25 protein-coding genes are annotated in these 19,906 nt (G+C 68.9%); 7 read left to right on the forward strand and 18 right to left on the reverse strand.

Annotated features, from left to right (window positions below):
- Window positions 1–1,118 (reverse strand): questin oxidase family protein (locus FXF51_RS32420; RefSeq protein WP_148438503.1); only part of this gene is annotated, 1,118 nt, incomplete at its 3' end.
- 183 nt (window positions 1,119–1,301) lie between these two features.
- Window positions 1,302–1,805, reverse strand: coding sequence for an SMI1/KNR4 family protein (locus FXF51_RS32425; protein ID WP_411268397.1), 504 nt, complete (start codon window positions 1,803–1,805; stop codon window positions 1,302–1,304).
- Between the two features lie 87 nt (window positions 1,806–1,892).
- On the opposite strand from FXF51_RS32425, the gene FXF51_RS32430 reads away from it, so the two are divergent.
- Together FXF51_RS32430 and FXF51_RS32435 are read left to right on the forward strand one after the other, a co-directional pair.
- The gene (locus FXF51_RS32430) at window positions 1,893–2,411 is read left to right on the forward strand and encodes a SigE family RNA polymerase sigma factor (protein WP_148438505.1); all 519 of its coding nucleotides are present in this window, start codon (window positions 1,893–1,895) and stop codon (window positions 2,409–2,411) included.
- Window positions 2,408–3,619, forward strand: coding sequence for a hypothetical protein (locus FXF51_RS32435; RefSeq protein ID WP_148438506.1), 1,212 nt, complete (start codon window positions 2,408–2,410; stop codon window positions 3,617–3,619). Before FXF51_RS32430 ends, FXF51_RS32435 begins: the two co-directional genes overlap by 4 nt.
- Here the strand turns inward: FXF51_RS32435 and FXF51_RS32440 are convergent.
- Both FXF51_RS32440 and FXF51_RS32445 read right to left on the reverse strand, forming a co-directional pair.
- Window positions 3,589–3,855 (reverse strand): Txe/YoeB family addiction module toxin, encoded by a 267-nt coding sequence (locus tag FXF51_RS32440; RefSeq protein ID WP_148438507.1) that lies wholly within the window; start codon window positions 3,853–3,855, stop codon window positions 3,589–3,591. The genes FXF51_RS32435 and FXF51_RS32440 overlap by 31 nt on opposite strands.
- Window positions 3,852–4,103 (reverse strand): type II toxin-antitoxin system prevent-host-death family antitoxin, encoded by a 252-nt coding sequence (locus tag FXF51_RS32445; protein WP_316247652.1) that lies wholly within the window; start codon window positions 4,101–4,103, stop codon window positions 3,852–3,854. The genes FXF51_RS32440 and FXF51_RS32445 overlap by 4 nt, the downstream gene beginning before the upstream one ends.
- A gap of 65 nt (window positions 4,104–4,168) precedes the next feature.
- Here FXF51_RS32445 and FXF51_RS62895 point away from each other — a divergent pair, with 65 nt between their 5' ends.
- Both FXF51_RS62895 and FXF51_RS32450 read left to right on the forward strand, forming a co-directional pair.
- A complete protein-coding gene (locus tag FXF51_RS62895; protein WP_262379993.1) occupies window positions 4,169–4,300 on the forward strand; it encodes a hypothetical protein in 132 nt (43 codons plus the stop codon).
- A gap of 84 nt (window positions 4,301–4,384) precedes the next feature.
- The gene (locus FXF51_RS32450; RefSeq protein ID WP_148438509.1) at window positions 4,385–4,759 is read left to right on the forward strand and encodes a hypothetical protein; all 375 of its coding nucleotides are present in this window, start codon (window positions 4,385–4,387) and stop codon (window positions 4,757–4,759) included.
- Between the two features lie 91 nt (window positions 4,760–4,850).
- Here FXF51_RS32450 and FXF51_RS32455 read toward each other — a convergent pair whose 3' ends face one another.
- From FXF51_RS32455 to FXF51_RS32470, 4 genes are all read right to left on the reverse strand, one after another.
- Window positions 4,851–5,621: a trypsin-like peptidase domain-containing protein gene (locus tag FXF51_RS32455; RefSeq protein ID WP_148438510.1), complete on the reverse strand. Its 771-nt coding sequence runs from the start codon at window positions 5,619–5,621 to the stop codon at window positions 4,851–4,853.
- Window positions 5,622–5,924: 303 nt separating this feature from the next.
- A complete protein-coding gene (locus FXF51_RS32460) occupies window positions 5,925–6,494 on the reverse strand; it encodes a hypothetical protein (RefSeq protein ID WP_222871566.1) in 570 nt (189 codons plus the stop codon).
- Window positions 6,495–6,874: 380 nt separating this feature from the next.
- Complete coding sequence (locus tag FXF51_RS32465; protein ID WP_148438511.1) at window positions 6,875–7,306, reverse strand: hypothetical protein; 432 nt, start codon at window positions 7,304–7,306, stop codon at window positions 6,875–6,877.
- Between the two features lie 240 nt (window positions 7,307–7,546).
- Complete coding sequence (locus FXF51_RS32470; RefSeq protein WP_262380013.1) at window positions 7,547–7,774, reverse strand: winged helix-turn-helix domain-containing protein; 228 nt, start codon at window positions 7,772–7,774, stop codon at window positions 7,547–7,549.
- A 694-nt stretch (window positions 7,775–8,468) separates the two neighbouring features.
- Here FXF51_RS32470 and FXF51_RS32480 point away from each other — a divergent pair.
- Window positions 8,469–8,654: a hypothetical protein gene (locus tag FXF51_RS32480; protein WP_148438514.1), complete on the forward strand. Its 186-nt coding sequence runs from the start codon at window positions 8,469–8,471 to the stop codon at window positions 8,652–8,654.
- A gap of 377 nt (window positions 8,655–9,031) precedes the next feature.
- Here the strand turns inward: FXF51_RS32480 and FXF51_RS32485 are convergent, their stop codons facing one another.
- A complete protein-coding gene (locus FXF51_RS32485) occupies window positions 9,032–10,195 on the reverse strand; it encodes an acyl-CoA dehydrogenase family protein (protein ID WP_148438515.1) in 1,164 nt (387 codons plus the stop codon).
- Between the two features lie 125 nt (window positions 10,196–10,320).
- On the opposite strand from FXF51_RS32485, the gene FXF51_RS32490 reads away from it, so the two are divergent.
- Window positions 10,321–11,634, forward strand: a complete 1,314-nt coding sequence (locus FXF51_RS32490; RefSeq protein ID WP_148438516.1) for a UDP-glucose dehydrogenase family protein — start codon at window positions 10,321–10,323, stop codon at window positions 11,632–11,634.
- Window positions 11,635–11,741: 107 nt separating this feature from the next.
- Here the strand turns inward: FXF51_RS32490 and FXF51_RS32495 are convergent, their stop codons facing one another.
- The 3 genes from FXF51_RS32495 to FXF51_RS32505 all read right to left on the reverse strand — a co-directional run bounded on the left by FXF51_RS32495 (window position 11,742) and on the right by FXF51_RS32505 (window position 14,418).
- On the reverse strand, window positions 11,742–12,695 hold the full coding sequence (locus tag FXF51_RS32495) for a GNAT family N-acetyltransferase (RefSeq protein ID WP_148438517.1): 954 nt from the start codon (window positions 12,693–12,695) through the stop codon (window positions 11,742–11,744).
- A gap of 86 nt (window positions 12,696–12,781) precedes the next feature.
- Window positions 12,782–13,273 (reverse strand): 5-(carboxyamino)imidazole ribonucleotide mutase, encoded by a 492-nt coding sequence (purE, locus tag FXF51_RS32500; RefSeq protein ID WP_148438518.1) that lies wholly within the window; start codon window positions 13,271–13,273, stop codon window positions 12,782–12,784.
- Window positions 13,270–14,418: a 5-(carboxyamino)imidazole ribonucleotide synthase gene (locus FXF51_RS32505; protein ID WP_148438519.1), complete on the reverse strand. Its 1,149-nt coding sequence runs from the start codon at window positions 14,416–14,418 to the stop codon at window positions 13,270–13,272. Before FXF51_RS32505 ends, purE begins: the two co-directional genes overlap by 4 nt.
- 302 nt (window positions 14,419–14,720) lie before the next feature.
- Here FXF51_RS32505 and FXF51_RS32510 point away from each other — a divergent pair, with 302 nt between their 5' ends.
- Window positions 14,721–15,203, forward strand: coding sequence for a GtrA family protein (locus FXF51_RS32510; RefSeq protein ID WP_148438520.1), 483 nt, complete (start codon window positions 14,721–14,723; stop codon window positions 15,201–15,203).
- On the opposite strand, the gene FXF51_RS32515 is transcribed toward FXF51_RS32510, so the two are convergent.
- The 6 genes from FXF51_RS32515 to FXF51_RS32540 form a co-directional block, all read right to left on the reverse strand.
- Window positions 15,187–16,464 (reverse strand): ATP-binding protein, encoded by a 1,278-nt coding sequence (locus FXF51_RS32515; protein ID WP_148438521.1) that lies wholly within the window; start codon window positions 16,462–16,464, stop codon window positions 15,187–15,189. The genes FXF51_RS32510 and FXF51_RS32515 overlap by 17 nt on opposite strands.
- 2 nt (window positions 16,465–16,466) lie before the next feature.
- Entirely contained in the window at window positions 16,467–17,135 is a 669-nt protein-coding gene (locus tag FXF51_RS32520; protein ID WP_043620820.1) for a response regulator transcription factor, read from the reverse strand.
- Between the two features lie 261 nt (window positions 17,136–17,396).
- A complete protein-coding gene (gene bfr, locus FXF51_RS32525) occupies window positions 17,397–17,882 on the reverse strand; it encodes a bacterioferritin (protein ID WP_148438522.1) in 486 nt (161 codons plus the stop codon).
- 24 nt (window positions 17,883–17,906) lie between these two features.
- On the reverse strand, window positions 17,907–18,119 hold the full coding sequence (locus tag FXF51_RS32530) for a bacterioferritin-associated ferredoxin (protein ID WP_316247653.1): 213 nt from the start codon (window positions 18,117–18,119) through the stop codon (window positions 17,907–17,909).
- Window positions 18,120–18,199: 80 nt separating this feature from the next.
- Window positions 18,200–18,820: an MBL fold metallo-hydrolase gene (locus FXF51_RS32535; protein ID WP_148438523.1), complete on the reverse strand. Its 621-nt coding sequence runs from the start codon at window positions 18,818–18,820 to the stop codon at window positions 18,200–18,202.
- Entirely contained in the window at window positions 18,821–19,906 is a 1,086-nt protein-coding gene (locus FXF51_RS32540; RefSeq protein ID WP_148438524.1) for an S-(hydroxymethyl)mycothiol dehydrogenase, read from the reverse strand. It lies immediately after the preceding gene.

Consider the following 19,906-nt stretch of genomic DNA (forward strand, 5'->3'; position numbering starts at 1 on the left):
GGGAAGAAGGGGCTGATCAGCGTGGCCGCGCGGGTCACCGCGGCGAGGGCTGCGGGGTCGCCGGTGCGGCGGTGCACGTCCAGGGCGGTGTCGGCGAGCTTGATCACGTGTTCGTCCCCGTGGCGGACGGCCAGCTCGAACACTTCCTCCGGCTGGCCTGGGCCGTGGGAGGTCTCCCTGCCGCCTTCGGTGGGGCCGTCGGACAGGGCACGGCGGGCTTCGGCGGGGGCGGCGGGCAGATCGTGACGGGCCTCGGCGGGGGCGTACGCGGCGGTCACCGCGGCGCTCGCCGCCCACGCCGCGTTCAGCCCCGCTTCCCACAGGTGGGGCGGCAGCGCGGGCAGCGTCCGGAGCACCGCTGTCGGCGCGGTCGCGGCGTGGACCAGCATGACGGGGTTGCCGTGGGCGTGGGTGAGGTAGCGCAGGGTCGCCGCGTCCGCCAGCTCGCCCAGGCGGGCGCGCGCCTGCTCGGGGCCGTCTGCCGGACGGAGCGCGGCCACGGCCGGGGCCCAGCCCGGGACCTCGGCGAGCTGGCCGAGACGGTGGTTGATGCCCTGGCTCTGGTCCGGCACGCGCGGGACCCCGGCGATGGCGTGCTCAGGGTCGGCGGTGCCGGACGGCGCGCCGAAGGCCGCGATGGGCTGCCAGCGGGCCGCCCAGTAGCCGAGCGCCTGCCCCAGCTCGGCCAGCCGCGCTTCATCCTGCTGCTCCTGGCCCGGCTGCTGGAGCAGGGCGTGGACCGCGTGGCCCGTGCGGATCACCCCGTGCGTGGCTCCGGCCGCGATCCCGGGCAGCAGGCGCGGCCACCACGTCTCCAGCACCTCCCGCCACGCCCGCTCCCGCAGCTCCCTGTCGAAGAACGCCAGCCAGTCCCCCAGCCGCCGCGCGTCGCCCAGCGCCTCCCGCCACTCCCCCGCCCCGATCGGCGAGCCGCCGCCCGGCAGCTCGTCCAGCCGGGCGACGTAACCGTCGAGCCAGCGGTGCACGTCACGGTCGTGCCCGTGCCTGACCATCGCCTCGACCGCCATCGGCCCGTGGTTGGACAGCCACCCCTCGAACTCGGGGCCGGTCCTGTGCAGCCGCTCGTACGCTTCTTGCAGTGTCCCGCTCTCGTTCATGACATCGGACGCTAATCGCCGGCGAGCGCCACGCACGTCGGTCGCGCGATCGAACACCCCTACTCCATTAGGCCTAAGCCCCGCCGGCACATACCCTGTGCCGGTGTCCTGGGCCCCGCCACGACCGGGCTACCGGGCTTCAACACCGTTTCCGCGACTTCTGCCACCGGGCCAAGGACGGTTTCACCGTCTCGTGACGCGCTCATTCCCGATGAGATCCCAGAAGCACCTGTAACGCCTCGCGCCGGGCACCCAGGACGCGAGATACCACGCTTCCCACTCGCCCTCGGCGGTCCTGACGTGGGGATTGAGGAGGACCATTCCATCGTCCCAACGCCCGATCAGAAGGGTGTCAGGCACGTATTCCCTTCTCAGGTTGACGCTCTCCTGCTCCTCCCCGTAGACGAGATAGAGCTCGTCGGGCACGCTCCGCACCTTCCCGCTCTCGGCACCCGACCAGACCTCGGCGGCCAAGGGCTCCAGGTCACGCAACCAGCCGGCTTCCCCGGCACGCAGCAAACAACAGTCCCCCCATCCGTCGGAGAACAGGAGGAACTGCCGGTAACCGCCCGGCAGCTCCACCCCCAACCGCTCTTCGAGCAGGCGAACGTCCGCCTCAGTAGCCGGAGGGTGCAGACCGCCCGCAAGGAGCCGCTCGGACCACGGGGTGCTCATGTCCGAGAACATATCCGTCACGGCCGACTCCCCCGCATGCAACAGTTTCCGGCGATGCCTCCTCTTGGGATTGATGGATTCAACGAAGGGTCGGGGCAGTTGGACGGTGATCCCCGCTACGCGGACTTCGTCGCCGAACGGGGTGACGCGCTCCTGCGCTACGGCTACGTACTGGCCGGAAATCCGCACGACGCGGCCGATCTGGCGCAGGAGGCGCTGCTGAGGCTGCGCGGCGCCTGGCCGAGGTTACGGGCCAAGGAGAGCCCCGAGAGTTACGTCCGCACCACGATGGCCAGGCTGCACCTGTCGTCGCGGCGGCTGCGCCGGCGCGAGCTGCTCGCGTGGGACCTGCCCGAGGGCACCCACGAGGACGCGCTGCCGCGCGGCGACGAGCGCAGCCTGTGGCTGGCGCTGGCGGACCTGCCGCGCAAGCAGCGCGCGGTGCTCGTGCTGCGCTACTACGAGCAGCTCTCGGACGCGGAGATCGCCGCCGTGCTCGGCATCTCCCGGGGGACGGTGCGCAGCCAGGCCTCCCGCGCGCTCGACAAGCTGCGCGCCCGCGTACCGGCCGATGGCGCACCGTTCGGCAATCCACATCTCGGAGGGAGCGCGCGATGAACGACGTTGAGGAGACGCTGCGCAGGACGCTCGGCAGCGCGTCGCAGCAGGCGCCCCGCATGCCGATCCACCTGCCCGCCCAACTGGAGGTTGCCTACCGGCGCCGGCGCCGGCGCAACCTCGCCCAGGTGGTCCTGGCGGCCGCCGCCGTGGTGGCCGTGGCCGTCGGAACAGCCGCCGTACTGCGCCACGGCGACACGACGATCACAACCTTGAGCCCGCCCACGTCCGCTCCTGACGCCCCGGAAGCCTGGCCGCTGCCCGAACCTGTGGCGCGGGTGTGGCCGGAGGCGGTGCACAAGGTCCCCGCGCGCGGGCCCGGCGGGACGAAGCTGATGCCCCAGACGTTCATCGACGACCGGACGGTGCTCGTCACCACCTGGGGCGGCTTCGAGAAGACCAACGCCCTCCACACGTACGACCTCGTCACCCACGACCTCCGCAAGATCACCGACGTGCCCACACCCGCCGGAACGGTTGTGTTCGCCTCGGACTTCACGGTCGGCGACGGCCGGGTGGTCTGGTGGACCGCCACGAAGGACGCCCAGGTCCACGTGTGGACGGCCCCGCTGAGCGGCGGCGACGCCACGACGGTCGCCGACGTCGAGGCGGGAACCGCTCCCGGGCTCGACGGCCTGGCCGTCGAAGGCGACCGGATCGTCTTCTCCCCGACCAGCGGAGGGGTCTTCACCGTTCCCGCCGTGGGCGGAGCCGTGCAGGCGGTGCCGGGCGGCGAGGGGATGCACCTGCTGGAGTGGCCGTGGGTCGGCTCGCCCGGCGCCGCGGCGGAGGGCGACGGGACGCGGTTCACCACCATCTCCAACGTGGAGACCGGGGAGACGAGCGTCGCGGTGCGCCATAACGGCGAGCACACCCTCGCCTGCGGCGTGCGGCTCTGCGCCGGTGTGCGGGAGGACAGGAAGAGCTTCTACCGGCTGCGGGACGGCTCGCAGGAGAAGGAGCTGCCGATGCACGACCTCTCGCCGGACGGGCTGGCGCGCGAGCGCTTCCTGGTCGCGATGGTCACGGCCGAGGGCGCGGGGCACATCCCGATCCTGTACGACGTCTCGGCGGGGACGGCGGCCGATCTCGGCGTACGGGCCAAAGGCGGCAGCTTGTCGATACCGGGGGTGGCGCGTGATGGGCGGCTGGTGTCGTACCAGGTGGGTGACGACCTCTACGTCATCGACCTGGCCAAGATCGGGTAGGCGGCGACCAAGACGATGTCGTCGTTGAGGCGGTGGACAAGCCGATGTTTCGAAGTGATGCGCCGGGACCAGTAACCGGACCATTCGTACTTGAGCGGTTCTGGTTTGCCGATGCCTTCATTCTCGTTTCGCGCCATGTCAGCGATCAACTGGTTGATCCTCTCAAGGATGCATCGATCCTCCCGCTGCCAGTAGCAGTAGTCCTCCCACGCGAGTTCATCGAAGAGGATCGTCAAGAGGTGGTGTCCTCATCGGCCAGCTCGCGGGCGGTGCCGCCGCTGGCCTCCAGCCGGGCGACCGCGTCCGACAGCCGCCTCCGGTTGGCGGAGGAGGCCATCAGGTAGAGCGTTTCACGCATTGATTCGTATTCGCGCTGCGACACCATGACGACGCCTTCCCTGCCAGGGCGGGTGATGAGGACTTCTTCCTGGTCGTCGATGACGGAGTCGAGGGTGGCGGCGTAGTTGGCCCGCGATTCGGACATGGTCATCACCTTCACGACCCGCAAATGTACATGATCATGTACGCCTTGCCATGGCATGAAGGCGCATGTCACGCCCGCTGCCCGAACTCGTCCCGGTCACCGGCGAGCTGCGCGCCGCGCTCGCACCGACAGCCCAGTCCACCGGCCACCCTGCCGCCAGGCGCTTCAGCAACCCGTTGGTATCCGCGGGCCACTAAAGTGCGAGATGCCGGGCTTCCTCCCGCCCCCTTGTCCAAACCAGCAACGGCCGTCGCCCCCGGAACCACGCAGGAGGTTCGCGCATGGCAATTCCGAAGAAGTACTCGCGGCTCATCACCGTCGACGGCACCGTGTTCCGCTGGCGCATCCGGCGTAGGCCCACCTATTGCCAGGAGGGCAGCTGGGGCCCGATGACATTCACGGTGGAACAGGCCGACGCGTCGGGGCGCGCCCTCCTGGTGTCGCTTCCCTGCTCGCGACCGGACGCGTTCTTGGGAGAGCGGACGATGGCCGTGCGGCCGGCTCTGGTGGCGGCGACCATACGCAGGGCGATCGGCGGCGGCTGGGAGCCACGGCAGGCAGGTAACGCCGTCGAGCTCGACCTCACCGACGAGGACCTGACCGAGCTGATGAACGGCCGACCGCCTGTCTATGACGTCCCTTCGATGCGGAGATAGCCTCCGGCCCCGGCGGCGGTCCTTGGTGGTCACTCCATCGCCCTCGCGTCCAGGCTCCTGACCGGCTCGACCGAACGCGCCGGAGCCCCGATCAGCCGTCCTCATCACACTTCTGCGTCGAGACGTGCTTCGTGGCCTCAGCCGCCCTGTCGGCAACCCTCAGAACTTCTTCTCCGGCCAGCGCGAACCCCTGCCCCGGGTCCTCCTTGCCCGAAGCGAACACCATCCCAGCCACCGTGCCCTCTTCAAGGATCAACGGAGCGCCGCTCAGCCCCGCGTCCGCCTCGGCAGAGAACCCGAGAACCTCTCTGGCGACCTGGCCTTCGCGGTAGATGTTCGGGCCTTCCGCCTTGAACCGCCGCTCGATCTCGACCGGCCGCCTCTCGAGCCGCTTCGCCCCCTCCGGGAAGCCGACCATGTCGGCCTCCCCCAACGACAACCAGGGAAGGCTCAGCAACGGCTCGGGCACCGAGGTGATGCGCAGCGCAGGCGCGGGCAGCTTCGGCACGTAGAGCACCGCGACGTCGACATCGGGATCGAACGCCACGACCCGCCCCTCGTACGCCTCACCATCGGCCGTGGTGACGACCAGCGACACCGGCACGGCCCCGGCCACCACATGCGCGGCGGTCACCACCCGCTCCTGCGCGTAGACGAACCCCGTCCCGTCGATCTGCGTGGAACACGACGGCGCGATCGCCGACAACCGCACCACGCTCCGCTCGGCATCCCCTGCCTGCGACGAGACGGCCACCTCATTCCCGGCCGCCTGTGCGCTGCCGGGCATCGGCACCTTGGGTGCCGAGGTGGAGCAGCCTGCGAGGACAAGGACGGTGATGGGTAACCAGATCCAGCGCGTCACGCCCGCTCAGTCCCCCTTGGGTCGTTCCGCCCAACTACCTCAAGACGAGGGTGGCTCACCTCGCACGATTGATCAAGTTACCGTCGCCAGATGACCGTCGTGTCACGCTTCGCTCGCGTGAGCAGCTCACACCGCAGCCGACTGGCGTAGCCGTACCATCACAGCGAGTGTCACCATTGCCTGTGGCCGAGATAGTGCCCGAGTTGTCCGTTCTCTCGCTCGCGCCTGGTGCTCGCACACTTCGCTCCGCTCGTACGGTGGCGCCTCTCGCCTTCCTGCTGCCACAGGCGCGAATCGCGCTTTCTACAGTCCAGCCGGGTGCGTAGACAGCCAGTCTGAGTAACGATGCTTGAGGACATCACGGTCATGGGCGGTGGGGGCGATGACGTCGGCTCCGCCGTCGTAGGGGTGATAGAGCCACCGGAGATCCAGCGGAGCGATGATCACATCGAAGATCTCCCCGTCGGCCACGCCTCGCAACAGCGGATCCAAAGCAGGCTGATCGAAGGAGGCCCTGCTGGCGTAGAGCTTCGACGTGGCCGCAAGGGACGACTCGTCTCCAGGAGCGATCGTCAGCCAAGGGACGGCACCCAAATGACGCGGATCGGGTGAGACCGTCCCCTCCTCATCCTCGAAGTAGGCGGCGATCACATAGAGACCCTCCTGCGTCCCGAACTCGTCAAGCACCCGATGATGACGTTCAAGGATGAGCTGGTATTCGTCGTCGGTGTCCGCGTACCGCTTGGACCCTGGAAGACTGTGGAAGCGGACCCAGCGGTCGGCATACCAGCCGCGGAGCTGGTAGGCGATCGGGCTTCTGTCCCACCGCGTCCGCCACGCAGTGGTGAGCACCTCCACCTCGTCCTCCGTCACGGCGATTCCCCTTCACAAGCAACGGCGGGCGACCCTGTTCTCAGCCGCAGAAGAACGATAGATCATCCAGCTGGAGCGCAACCCGCCTCCCGAGCCGGATCTGTCGCGCGGGTCCTGCGACTTGACATGACAACGCAAGCTGAGGATTACGCGTTGGCAGGAGGGCGGCGCCTACTTGAGAAGTCGCCCGGCCATGACTCTCACCACCCTGCCCCCCTGTGGCGATACCGACGACCCATCAACGCCGACAGCACCGCCTTCGCTGGCGTGTCCGGCCACATACTCCTGGACTGCTCTCGCCTTCCCCTCGAGCCAGGATGAAACTCGGGGGCCAGGCCGGATTCACCCTCACCATCAGCGAGGGCGATTGGCCCCCTCCTCTACCGCTGATCCACGACAGGGGCCAGACCTATGAAATGAGAACGCTCCTGCTCAAGCCACTCCTGGCTCAACCGGGACTTGGTTGTCAGCTCGATCGTCGCCAGCGCCGCCGCTCGCCAGCTTTTCCCATTCCTCCACCTGAAATGCGGCGCCATGGCCGTCAGCTCCGGCCAGCGCGCGACATTCGTCTCCTGCACCCAACGCTCCGGATACATCGCATCGACCGCGAGCAGCATCTCCCCGTCGGCCGCGAAGGCGATGTGATTGCCGGCGTTCACGTTCCAACAGACGTTGTAGGCACGGGCGCCGACGCTGAGACGGGGCAGCACGGGAGGGAAGGCGCCGTGGAACCCGTACTCGAACAACTCGGTCACCGAGCCGGACCGGCCCGCCAGCACCGCCCAGGCCGCCTCGCCCGGAAAGGCGTCCACGGGACGCGCCAGCTCATGAACCACCTGACTCGCGCCGCCACTCAGCCGTTCGCCGATCTCGGTGAGCGTGAGCGGCTTCTCATCGTCGGGAACGACAACGGTCCAGCAGGCTGCCGTTCCCTAGCCAGTGATTCTTGAGAAGGCGCTGATAGTAGCGGTACACCTCAGAGCCCGCAGACCGGTCATCACGCAATTCACGGCACTCCGTCGCTTCAGGTGGATTCTCCGAAAGATCGAGTATCACTCCTGCGGGGCCACGATTGAGCCCTTGCCCGGCTTGGTGGTGATCAGACCACGTTCTCGCAGTGCCTCCATCGCCTTGCGCACCGTCACTCGCGCCACGTCGAACTCCTCCTGCAGCTTCACCTCGGAGATGAGAGTCAGAGCCGGGTACGTGCCGTCTTCGATGCGCTCAGCGACCAGGTTGGCTATCTGCTCCCACTTGTAGAGCCGGGGATCCCATTCCATCACGGGGCAACTCTAGGTATCCCTGCACCTAGTGGCATAGAACAGCCATTGCCAGCAATGGGGCAGACAGCATAGGACAGGTTAAGATAGGTTGACGACATGCCGTTGATGAGCGATGGCCCAGGGCCGCCTCCAACTACAGCTTCATACCTGCTCCGGCCTGCCGCCCCGAGAGCGCATGCTGCATCTGGAGTTACCTCCTCGCTCATCAACGCCTGTTCATCGGTTCCGGCTTCAGCCGGAGAGCGAAGGCAAGACGCCGGGAGCCACATGGCCATGAAGGACGGTGAGCCCGATGTCAGATGACTACGATTTCCACGGTACACACCCCGCCCCGCCCGACCCGGAGGCAGTGCCCGTGCGGTGGACGCCGGTTCAGCAGCGTGCAGAGCCAGCGCGCGTCAAGGACTACACCTGCGAATGTCTGTCGCTCGTCTTCGAGGACTGCCGGGCCGGCGGGCAGGGCTTCATTCGGCGCTACGACCGATCCGTCCAGCCCTGGGCCATCGCCGAGAGTCCACGGGTGCGGGCCAGTGAGGCAGAGATGCTGTGGCGACAGCTCATCAACGGAAAGGCGAGGTAAGGACACACGGTCCGGCCTGCCGTGGTCGGCCGATCGAGTGGGCTGCTTGGCGGCCTGGCTTTACCTCGGTACGCAACCTGACTGACGCGTGGCGAGCAGGGAGGACAAGCATTGAGCCCAGGACGTAACTGGCGTGAGGTCAAGGCGGAAGCACACCGGCTGTACCCCGAACTGGCCGACCCACAGCGGCAGGCCGTCGCCGCTGCGCAACTGGATGCCTACATCGCCAGCCACCGCCCCACGGACCTGCGCGAGTCTGTCGGTAAGACGCAATCCGAGGTGCGTGATCTGGATTAGACGGAAAATGGAACCGTCCGTGCTGGGCGGCCTCGCGGCTCAATCGGACGGATGTCGCCTACGCGAGGCTGCCAGATGGCAGCGCGGGGCGGAAAGGAACGCTTGAGTCGCGAGGACTGACCGATCGAACGGGTTGTCAGTAGGTTCCGACACCCGGCCAACGAGGCGGCGCGAGCGGGGTTTGAGCTGGGGCTTTGGGGGGCCGTGCCCCCCAATGTCACAGCCCGACCCGCATGGCGCGAAGCGCCCGAGGCGGGAGGACCTCGCTTTTGGACTGGGGGCTTGGGGGGCGGTGCCCCCCAATTTCACAGCCTGAGCTTCCTTGCGCGAAGCGCCTCCCTTGCGAAGACCATGCGTTTCCCCCGGACTCCCTAGGACTACTTGAGGAGCTGACGGGCCATCACCATGCGCTGGATCTGGTTGGTGCCCTCGTAGATCTGGGTGATTTTGGCGTCGCGCATCATGCGTTCCACCGGGAAGTCCTTCGTGTAGCCGTACCCGCCCAGCAGCTGCACCGCATCCGTAGTGATCTCCATGGCCGCGTCGGAAGCCGCGCACTTGGCCGCGCTGGACAGGAACGTCAGGTCCTTCTGCGGTTCGCCGTGCATGGCAAGCTCCGACTTCGCAGCCGCGTGGTACGTGAGCTGCCGCGCCGCCTCGAGCTTCATCGACATGTCGGCGATCATGAACTGCAGGCCCTGGAAGTCGGCCACGGCACGGCCGAACTGCTTGCGTTCCTTGACGTAGCCGATGGCGTAGTCGAGGGCGCCCTGGGCGATGCCGAGGGCCTGGGCGGCGATGGTGATGCGGGTGTGGTCGAGGGTGGCGAGGGCGGTCTTGAAGCCGGTGCCGGGGGCGCCGATCATGCGGGAGGCAGGGATGCGGACGTTGTCGAGGATGACCTGGCGGGTGGGCGAGCCCTTGATGCCGAGCTTCTTCTCCTTGGGGCCGAACGAGACGCCTTCGTCGGACTTCTCGACGACGAAGGCGGAGATGCCGCGCGCGCCGGCCGAGGGGTCGGTGACGGCCATCAGGGTGTAGTACTCGGAGACGCCGGCGTTGGTGATCCACATCTTGACGCCGTTGAGGACGAACGAGTCGCCGTCCGCGACCGCGCGGGTCTTCATGGCGGCGGCGTCCGAGCCCGCTTCGGGCTCGGACAGCGCGTACGAGAACATCGCCTCGCCCCTGGCGACCGGCGCGAGGTAGCGGGACTTGAGCTCCTCCGAGGCGGAGAGCAGGAGCGGGACCGTGCCGAGCTTGTTGACCGCCGGGATGAGGGAGGAGGACGCGCAGGCGCGGGCCACCTCCTCGATGACGATGACCGTGGCCAGTGCGTCCGCCCCGGCTCCGCCGTACTGTTCGGGCACGTGTACGGCGTGCAGGTCAGCCGCCACGAGCGCTTTGTAGACGTCCCAGGAGAACTCCTCGGTCTCGTCGATCTCGGCGGCGTGCGGTGCGATCTTCTCGTCGGCCAGGGCGCGGACCGTCTCCCTGAGCATGTCGTGCTCTTCGGCGGGCGCGTACAGAGGGAAGCTCATGGAATAGATACTAGGACGTCCGACCATCTTGTTACCAGTCAGTACGGTTTGCGAGGAGATGCAGGTGGCACGTAGGAGGTAGCGGGGGCCGGTAGCATGCCTGCGCGATCGAAAGGAGCTCCCTCGTGCCATATCGCCTCACGGTGATCGGGACCGGATATCTGGGTGTCACCCATGCGGCCTGCATGGCTGATCTCGGGTTCGAGGTCCTGGGCCTGGACGTGGACGCGGACAAGATCAACCGGCTCAACGCGGGCGAGCTCCCCATCCACGAACCCGGCATGGAGCCCGTGCTCCGCCGCGGCCTCGACTCCGGCAGGCTCCGCTTCACCTCCTCGTACGAGGAGGTCGCCGCCTTCGGCGACGTGCACTTCGTCTGCGTGGGCACCCCGCAGAAGCGCGGCGAGTACGCCGCCGACGTGACTTACGTGGACGCCGCCATCGAGTCCCTCGCCCCGCTCCTCGACCGCGAGTGCCTGATCGTCGGCAAGTCCACCGTGCCCGTCGGCACGGCCGAACGACTCGCCGACAAACTGGCCAGGCTCGCCCCGGCCGGCACCGAGGCCGAGCTGGCCTGGAACCCCGAGTTCCTGCGCGAGGGCTTCGCCGTCCAGGACACCCTGCACCCCGACCGCATCGTCCTCGGCGTGCGCAGTGAGCGGGCGGAGAAGATGCTGCGCGAGGTGTACGAGCCGCTGGGCGAGGTGCCAATCGTGGTCACCGACTTCGCCACGGCCGAGCTGGTCAAGACGGCCGCCAACGCGTTCCTGGCCACCAAGATCTCCTTCATCAACGCCATGGCCGAGGTCTGCGAGGCCGCGCACGCCGACGTGGAGCTGCTGTCGGAGGCGCTGTCGTACGACGACCGCATCGGCGGCCGGTACCTCAACGCCGGGCTCGGGTTCGGCGGCGGCTGCCTGCCCAAGGACATCAGGGCGTTCATGGCGCGGGCCGGCGAGCTGGGCGCCGACCAGGCGCTCACGTTCCTGCGCGAGGTGGACGCGATCAACATGCGGCGCCGCGCCCGCATGGTGGACCTGGCCAGGGAGCTGGCCGGCGGCTCCTTCCACGGGTGCACCGTGGGCGTGCTGGGCGCGGCCTTCAAGCCGAACTCCGACGACATCCGCGACTCCCCCGCCCTCGACGTCGCCGTCACGATCGGGCACCAAGGCGGGCAGGTCACCGTGTACGACCCCATCGCCCTCGATAACGCCCGTAAGGCGCATCCCGAGCTGAACTACGGCACCTCGGCCGTCGAGGCTGTTCGGGGGGCGCACGTGGTGTTGCTGCTCACGGAGTGGCAGGAGTTTCTGCAGCTCGATCCGGTGGAGCTGGGGGCCGTGGTGGCGACCCGGCGCATCGTGGACGGCAGGAACGCGCTCAACGCCGAGATGTGGCGCTCCGCCGGATGGCACTACCGCGCACTCGGCCGTCCCTGACGGCCGCTCACGACGGCCGCCCATGAAGGTTGCTCGTGGCGGCTGCTCATGGCGGCCGCTCACCACGGCTGCTCGCGGCGGCTGCTCATGAAGACTGCTCACGGCGGCTATTGCAGGTGGCGGACCCACTGCGTCATGAGCGGGCGGTAGCCGCGCCGTGCCCAGAAAGGCGTCGAGAGCGGGTTCGGCAGCGCGTGATGCAGCAGCATGGTCGACGCGCCCTGCGAAGCCGCCGCGGCGTGCGCCGCGTCCGTGAGCGCCGCCCCGACGCCGCGCCCCCGTACTGACGGCTCCACGTACATGACCCCCAAGTACGTCACCGGCGCCTCGTTCACGGCGTGCGAGATCCATCCGGAACGCCCTGGCGGCTCCACGATGACGCACCCCACCGGCTGCCCCTCCGCCTCGGCCACCCAGCACCAGTTCAGCGGCAGGACCTCGCGCTCCACCGACTCCCTGAGCCGCTCGCTGGTGGACGCCCGCACGGTCACCCAGCCCCACTGCGCGTCGTACGCCACCAGCCGCTCGTACATCGCCGTCACCACGTCCACGTCGCCCGGCCGGGCTGGGCGAATGACCACGTCGTCGTCAGGAGCAGCATGAGTGCGGGGGTGGCGGGCGGCCGACGAGGCGTCGGGAGCGAGCCCTCCCACGGAGGGTGACACGACGGGAGCGAGCCCCCGGACGGCCAGCGAGGTGATGGGCGCGAACCCGCGTACGGCCAGCGCCCGGACCGGGGCGGTGTCGCGGCTCGGCCACAACACGCTGAGCGCCTGCCCCGGCCGCCCGCCGCGCGGCATCGCCAGCCAGAGGTCGAGCAGCGCCCCCAGCGCCGCCTCGGGGTCGGGACCGGCGGCGCGGGCGCGCAGCCGGTGGACGACCAGCGGAGACCAGCAGGCCGGCAAGGTGTCGGGGTGCAGCCGGTCCACGGCGGCCAGGCCGATGGCGTCGGCCGTTTCGAGCCACTCCTCGCCGCGCTTGGCGGTCAGCTCGTCCTGGCCGGACAGGAGGGGGTCGGCGGCGTACACGCGGGCGGCGTGCGCCTTGGTCGGGTCGTCCATGGCCGCACCCTAGCCGCCTGGATCCCCAGGAAAAAAGCCTTGCCCGCAACTCGGCCGCTTCCACGCTGAGTCGCCGGAAACCTCGCCTACAGCTCGGCGGCCTCCGCGCGGAGCCGCTCGCCCTTGGCGTACGCCTGCTCCTTCAACTCCCCCTGAAACCGCACCATCTTCTCCCGCAACCCAGCATCGGACGCGGCAAGAATCCGCACGGCGAGCAGCCCCGCGTTGCGGGCCCCGCCGACGGCCACGGTGGCGACCGGCACCCCGGCGGGCATCTGCACGATCGACAGCAGGGAGTCCATGCCGTCGAGGTACTTCAGCGGCACCGGCACCCCGATCACGGGCAGCGGGGTGACGGAGGCCAGCATGCCGGGCAGGTGGGCGGCGCCGCCCGCGCCGGCGATGATGACCTGGACGCCCCGGTCGGCGGCCTGGCGGCCGTAGTCGATCATCTCGGTGGGCATGCGGTGCGCGGAGACCACGTCGGCCTCGAACGGCACCCCGAACTCGGCGACCGCCTCCGCGGCGGCCTTCATGACCGGCCAGTCGGAGTCGCTGCCCATCACAATGCCAATCATGTGTACTCCCCGGTCATGAGGTAGACGGCGGCGTGGCGGGCGCGGGCGCGGACCTCGTCGAGGTTGGAGCCGAGGGCGGTCACGTGGCCGATCTTGCGGCCCGCCCGCACCTCCTTGCCGTAGAAGTGCAGCTTGATGCCGGGGTCGTGGGCCAGCACGTGCTCGTACCGCTTGAACAGGTCGGGGTCGTCGCCGCCGAGCAGGTTGGCCATGACGACGTGCTGGGCGGTCATCCTGGGCGTGCCGAGCGGCAGGTCGAGGACGGCCCGCAGGTGCTGCTCGAACTGGGAGGTGGTGGAGCCCTCGATCGTCCAGTGGCCGCTGTTGTGCGGGCGCATGGCCAGCTCGTTGACGATCAGCCCGGTCTCGGTCTGGAACAGCTCCACGGCCAGCAGCCCGGTCACGCCGAGCTCGTTGGCGATCGTCAGGGCGATGCGCTGGGCCTGCGCCGACTGCTCCTGGTCGAGGTCGGACGCGGGGGCGATGACCTCGACGCAGATGCCGTCCTGCTGGACGGTCTCCACGACGGGGTAGCTCACGCCCTGCCCGTGCGGCGAGCGGGCGACGAGCACCGCGAGTTCCCGTTCGAACGGCACGAACGCCTCGGCCATAAGCTCGACCCCGGTCGCGAACGCCTCGGCGACGTCCTCGGGGGTGCGGCAGACCCACACGCCGCGGCCGTCGTAGCCGCCGCGTACGGCCTTCAGCACGACGGGCCAGCCGTGCTCGGCGGCGAAGCGGGCGGCGTCGTCGGCCGTCGGGACCCGCGCCCAGGCGGGGCAGGGCGCGCCGATCCTGGTCAGGCGCTCGCGCATGACGGCCTTGTCCTGGGCGTGCACGAGGGCGTCGGCGCCGGGGTGCACGACGTAGCCGTTGGCGGCCAGGGCGCGGATGTGCTCGGTGGGCACGTGTTCGTGGTCGAAGGTGATGACGTCGCAGCCCTTGGCGAACTCGCGGAGATCACCAAGATCGCGGTAGTCTCCGATGCGCGTGTCGACGATGACCCGGGCGGCGCTCTCCCCGGGGTTGTTGGCCAGCACCCGCAGCTCCACGCCGAGCGCGATGGCGGGCGGCTGCGACATCCTGGCCAGCTGGCCCGCGCCGACGATGCCGACGACCGGTCCGATGGGGCTGTAGGAACTCACGCCAGGTGAGCTTACCGGGGCGGAACGACTGTCCAGAAAGCCGCCCCACCCGGTGACGAGGGCTGGACGGCCGTTCCGGGTCGCCCGGCGGGCAATGCCGCCCGGCGGGCACGACCGTCCAGCGTTCGCGTGCCCTCGAACTGCTCAGCAGCGTAAACCCTTTAAAGCGGGTATGTCGGATATCAGATGAAGTTTCTGAAAGCCCATTTTCTGGGCTTTGTTCATCCCTCTGACACCCGTGCTCCAACATGGCCGGTACGCTGGGGGCGCAAGCTCGACTAGGGAAGGGACCGAGCAGAGACGTGGACTTCGCCAGACGCCTCTACCAGCGGTTCTCGTCCCTCGTGCACGAGCTGGCCAAGTTCGGCAGTATCGGCGCCGTCGCCTTCCTCCTCGACACGGGCCTGCTCAACCTCTTCAACGTGGTCGTCGGCTTCGGCCCCCTGACCTCGAAGGTCATCGCGACGACGATCTCCACCACGTTCGCGTACGCGGGTAACAGGTTCTGGACGTTCCGGCACCGCGAGCAGAGCGGCCTGCGCCGCGAATACTTCCTGTTCTTCCTGCTCAACGGCATCGCCCTACTGTTCGGCATGCTGACGATCGGCTTCGCCACCTACACGCTCAACCTGCACGACGCGCTCAGCTTCAACATCGCCAACATTGTGGGCGTGGGGCTCGGCACGCTGTTCAGGTACTGGTCGTACAAGAAGTGGGTGTTTCTGGAGGCCACCGACCCGATCCCGGTCGAGCTGCCCGAGGGCGGCGTCAAGCAGGACCGCTGACCACCCGGTTCCTGCCCTCGTCCTCCGCGGGGCGCAGGAAGATGGCGAACGTCGCCGGGCGGCGCCGTACCAGCTCCAACCGGCCGCCGTCGGCGGCGGCCAGCGCGCGGGCCAGCGTCAGCCCGAGCCCGGTGCCTCCGCCGCCGCTGACGTTCCTTTCGAAGATTTTGGGGGCGATCTCGTCGGCGATGCCGGGGCCCTCGTCCGCGACCTCGACCACCACGTAGTTGTCGCCGCACGTGGTGGTGACGGTGACGGCGCCGCCGCCGTGCCGCAGCGAGTTCTCCAGCAGCGAGGCGACCACCTGGCCGAACCCGCCCGTGGTGGCCATCGCCTTCAGCCCGCGCGAGCCTTCGAGCTGCAGCGTGCGGCCCGCGTCCCGGAAGACCGGCTCCCACTCGGTGATCTGCTGGACGAGCACCTCGTCGATCGCGACCGGCTCCGCCTGGGCGTGCCGCTGGCGGCGGGCGGCGGCCAGCAGCTCGTCGATCACGGCGGTGAGCCGCTCGGCCTGGACGATCGCCGCCTCCCCCTCCTCCCGCACCACGTCGGGCTCGGCCGCGGAGGCCACGATCTCCTCCAGGCGCATGGTGAGCCCGGTCAGCGGGGTACGGAGCTGGTGTGAGGCGTCGGTGGCGAACTCGCGTTCGCGCGTGAGCAGGTCGGAGATGCGGGTGGCGCTGCGGTCGAGCACCTGCGCCACGCGGTCGAGCTCGGGGATGCCGTAGCGGTGCTTGCTCGGGCGCGCGTCGCCCGAGCCCAGCCGTTCGGCGATCTTCGCCAGGTCCTGCAAGGGCAGCGTCAGGCGGCGCGACTGCACGACGGCCAGGCTCACGGCCACCGCCAGGGCGGCGCCGGCCAGGGCCACGATGAGCAGCAGGCGGGCCCGTACGTCCTGCTCGACCTGATCGCGGTCGCGGCTGATCCGCACGTAGACGCCGGTGTTGGTCTGGGCGTCCTCGGTCATCAGGTGACCGGACGGCGGGGGGTCGCCGACGACGGTCACCCTCAGGGGGGTTCCGCGCTCCCAGATCTGGATGAACCTGCCCGGGTACTTTTGCTCCAGTTGCTGGGGGTCGAGCGGCGTCTCCTGGACGCGGGCGTACTCCACCTCTCCCACGAGACGCTTGGCTTCCGCCCCGAGCTCCTGAGCCGCCTCATCGACGATCAGACGGCTGACGACGACGCCCAGGGGGACCCCCAGCAGCAGGACCGCGATGACCGCGACGACCAGGGTGGAGGAGAGCAGTCGGCGGCGCATCCCTACTCGCGCTCGAACCGGAAGCCGACTCCCCGGACCGTCGTGATGTAGCGCGGCTTGGCCGCGTCGTCGCCGAGCTTGCGGCGCAGCCAGGAGATGTGCATGTCGAGGGTCTTGGTGGAACCCCACCAGTTGGTGTCCCACACCTCGCGCATGATCTGCTCTCGGGTGACGACCTTGCCCGCGTCGCGGACCAGGACGCGCAGCAGGTCGAACTCCTTGGTGGTCAGATGCAGCTCCTTCTCCCCCATCCAGGCGCGCCGCGAGTCCGCGTCGATGCGCACACCCTGGACGACCGGGGTCTCGGAGGTGCCGCGGCGCAGCAGCGCCCGCACCCGGGCCAGCAGCTCTGCCAGCCGGAACGGTTTGGTCACGTAGTCGTCCGCGCCGGCGTCGAGGCCGACGACGGTGTCCACCTCGTCGACGCGGGCGGTGAGTATCAGCACAGGAGTGCCGTGGCCCTCAGCCCTTATCCGGCGGGCGACCTCAAGGCCGTCCATCTCCGGCAGCCCAAGGTCAAGAACGATCAGGTCGATGCCGCCCGACAGTGCCCTCTCCAGGGCCTGCGGGCCGTCGGGGCTCACCTCGACCTGATAGCCCTCGCGGCGCAACGCACGCGCGAGTGGCTCTGAGATCGAGGTGTCATCCTCGGCGAGAAGTACGCAGGTCATGAAGCGATCGTAGGACCTTAGGCGATCGTTTCCCGGGCACAGCGCGCGGTTTGACTCGTCGTTGACCTATCCATTGACCTGGGCAAACACGGCTAAAATACGGTACGTCGTGATTAAAGCACCGCCGTTTTCGGCCCGGAATTCATCGGACGATCATGTATCGTCGCGTGTCCCTCGCCACGCCTCCGCGAAGGGAAGGTGCCCGGAAAATGGAGAAAGGTGAGCCCCTGGCCCACCTCATCCCCTGCGTTGGTGCTCGGATCAGTCGTCGCTGGACGCCGGCTCGGCGTACCGGGCCAGGTAAAGCTGGATCCCCAGGCTGTTGATCAGCCCCAGCTCCGTCTCCAGGTAGTCGATGTGCTCTTCCTCGTCCTTGAGGATGTCCTCGAAGATGTTCGCCGAGGTGATGTCACCCTTCTCACGCATGAGCTGGATGGCCGGCCGCAGCCGCTGCACCACCGACATCTCCACTTCGAGGTCGGCCTTGAGCTGCTCCTCGACGGTCTGGCCGATGTGCAGGGTGCCCAGGCGCTGATAATTGGGCAAACCCTCCAGGAAGAGGATGCGATCGGTGAGGCGCTCGGCGTGGCGCATCTCGTCGATCGACTCGTAGCGGGTGTGCTCGGCGAGCTTGGTGTACCCCCAGTTCTCCTGCATCTTGGCGTGCAGGAAGTACTGGTTGATCGCGGTCAGCTCCGCGGTCAGCTGTTCGTTGAGCAATTCGATGATCTGTTTGTCGCCCTGCATGGCGGGCCCCTCATCGCTATCCGGCTATGCGGTCGTCAGTTCGTCAGACCGCTTCAGGATCGCACAGATCTTCCGGACGCAGCGGGCACAGTCCCCACCAGCACCGGTGGTGTCGCGGATCTGCTTGGCGCTCGTCGCCCCGGCGGCGATGCAGTCGTGGACCTCATTCTCGGTCACAGCACGACAAATGCATACGTACATCCAGGGACAGGCCTTCCGCGAGGGGTTGGACGCCATAAGGTTAGGCACACCTAAGATAACCCACTTTGGTTAGGCTTGCCTACGTTGGGTGGGTCACAAAAGCCTGTCCCCTGCTGTCAGTGACCTCGGGAGATCCACTCCTCCAGGTGCGGAGCCTCCGCTCCGATCGCGGTCGAGTCGCCGTGCCCGGTGTGCACGACCGTCTCCGGCGGAAGCGTCAGCAGCCGCTGCCTGATCGACTCGATGATCGTCTCGAACGAGCTGTAGGACCGCCCTGTCGCGCCTGGGCCGCCCTTGAACAGGGTGTCGCCGCTGAACAACGCGCCCAGCTCGGGCGCGTACACGCAGACGGCGCCCGGCGAATGGCCCGGCGTGTGCAGGATCTGCAGGGCCACGCCGCCCACCACCAGCTTCTCCCCGTCCGTCAGCGGCTCGTACGCCACCTCCGGCCCGTACACCTGCTCCCACAGCACCTGGTCGGCGGGGTGCAGCCGGATCGGCGCCCCCGTCAGCGCGGCCAGGTCGCGGGCGGCGTTGATGTGGTCGTTGTGCGCGTGCGTACAGACGATGGCCTTGACCGCGCGCCCGCCGACCCGCTCCGCGATCGGCGCCGCGTCGTGCGCGGCGTCGATCACCACCACCTCGCGCGCGTCGCCGACCAGCCAGACGTTGTTGTCGACGTCCCACGTCCCGCCGTCCAGCGAGAACGTCCCCGACGTGATGACCCGATCGATCATTTAGAGGACCACCACCGAACGCAGCACCTCGCCCCGGTGCATCTTCCCGAACGCCTCCTCGACCTGGTCCAGCCCGATCGTCTCCGACACGAACTTGTCGAGCGGCAGGCGGTTCTGCAGGAACAGGTCGATCAGCATGGGGAAGTCGCGGCTCGGCAGGCAGTCGCCGTACCAGGAGGACTTGAGCGCGCCGCCGCGGCCGAACACGTCCAGCAGCGGCAGGTCGATGCGCATGTCCGGGGTCGGCACACCGACCAGCACGACCGTGCCGGCCAGGTCGCGGGCGTAGAAGGCCTGCTCGTACGTCTCCGGCCGGCCGACCGCCTCGATCACCACGTCGGCGCCGTTGCCGCCGGTCAGGTCGCGGATCGCCTCGACCGGGTCTGCGGAACGGGAGTTGACCGTGTGGGTGGCGCCGAACCCGCGCGCCCACTCCAGCTTGCGATCGTCCACGTCCACCGCGATGACCTTCGCGGCGCCCGCCAGCGAGGCGCCCAGGATCGCCGCGTCGCCGACGCCGCCGCAACCGATCACCGCCACGCTGTCGCCGCGGGTGACCCCGCCGGTGTTGACCGCCGCGCCGATGCCCGCCATCACGCCGCACCCGAGCAGGCCCGCGACCTGCGCCGGGGCGTCGGCCGACACCTTCGTGCACTGCCCGGCCGCCACCAGCGTCTTCTCCAGGAACGCGCCGATGCCCAGCGCGGGCGACAGCTCGGTGCCGTCCTTGAGCGTCATCTTCTGCTTGGCGTTGTGGGTGGCGAAGCAGTACCAGGGACGGCCGCGCAGGCAGGCTCGGCACTGGCCGCACACCGCGCGCCAGTTGAGGATGACGAAGTCGCCCGGCTGCACCTCGGTCACGCCGGGGCCGACCGCCTCCACCGTGCCCGCCGCCTCGTGTCCCAGCAGGAACGGGTAGTCGTCGCTGATCCCGCCCTCCCGGTAGTGCAGGTCGGTGTGGCACACGCCGCAGGCCTGCACGTTCACCACCGCCTCGCCCGGTCCCGGGTCCGGCACGAGCACCGTCTCGAGGGAAACTTCCTGGCCCTTGCCCTGGGCTACCACGCCCTGCACTTCGTACGGCAT

This window comes from Nonomuraea sp. PA05, assembly GCF_008086045.1.
Taxonomy (GTDB): Bacteria; Actinomycetota; Actinomycetes; order Streptosporangiales; family Streptosporangiaceae; genus Nonomuraea; species Nonomuraea monospora.

Excerpts from the sequence above, each read along its gene's own strand:
- FXF51_RS32435 (WP_148438506.1), top strand. The coding sequence starts at position 2,408 with ATGAACGACGTTGAGGAGACGCTGCGCAGGACGCTCGGCAGCGCGTCG.
- FXF51_RS32470 (WP_262380013.1), bottom strand. The coding sequence starts at position 7,774 with ATGGAATGGGATCCCCGGCTCTACAAGTGGGAGCAGATAGCCAACCTG.
- purE (WP_148438518.1), bottom strand. The coding sequence starts at position 13,273 with ATGATTGGCATTGTGATGGGCAGCGACTCCGACTGGCCGGTCATGAAG.
- bfr (WP_148438522.1), bottom strand. The coding sequence starts at position 17,882 with ATGCAGGGCGACAAACAGATCATCGAATTGCTCAACGAACAGCTGACC.
- FXF51_RS32515 (WP_148438521.1), bottom strand. The coding sequence starts at position 16,464 with ATGCGCCGCCGACTGCTCTCCTCCACCCTGGTCGTCGCGGTCATCGCG.
- FXF51_RS32445 (WP_316247652.1), bottom strand. The coding sequence starts at position 4,103 with ATGTCCGAATCGCGGGCCAACTACGCCGCCACCCTCGACTCCGTCATC.
- FXF51_RS32520 (WP_043620820.1), bottom strand. The coding sequence starts at position 17,135 with ATGACCTGCGTACTTCTCGCCGAGGATGACACCTCGATCTCAGAGCCA.
- FXF51_RS32540 (WP_148438524.1), bottom strand. The coding sequence starts at position 19,906 with ATGCCGTACGAAGTGCAGGGCGTGGTAGCCCAGGGCAAGGGCCAGGAA.
- FXF51_RS32485 (WP_148438515.1), bottom strand. The coding sequence starts at position 10,195 with ATGAGCTTCCCTCTGTACGCGCCCGCCGAAGAGCACGACATGCTCAGG.
- FXF51_RS32495 (WP_148438517.1), bottom strand. The coding sequence starts at position 12,695 with ATGGACGACCCGACCAAGGCGCACGCCGCCCGCGTGTACGCCGCCGAC.
- FXF51_RS32530 (WP_316247653.1), bottom strand. The coding sequence starts at position 18,119 with ATGGCGTCCAACCCCTCGCGGAAGGCCTGTCCCTGGATGTACGTATGC.
- FXF51_RS32425 (WP_411268397.1), bottom strand. The coding sequence starts at position 1,805 with ATGTTCTCGGACATGAGCACCCCGTGGTCCGAGCGGCTCCTTGCGGGC.
- FXF51_RS32535 (WP_148438523.1), bottom strand. The coding sequence starts at position 18,820 with ATGATCGATCGGGTCATCACGTCGGGGACGTTCTCGCTGGACGGCGGG.
- FXF51_RS32450 (WP_148438509.1), top strand. The coding sequence starts at position 4,385 with ATGGCAATTCCGAAGAAGTACTCGCGGCTCATCACCGTCGACGGCACC.
- FXF51_RS62895 (WP_262379993.1), top strand. The coding sequence starts at position 4,169 with ATGTCACGCCCGCTGCCCGAACTCGTCCCGGTCACCGGCGAGCTGCGC.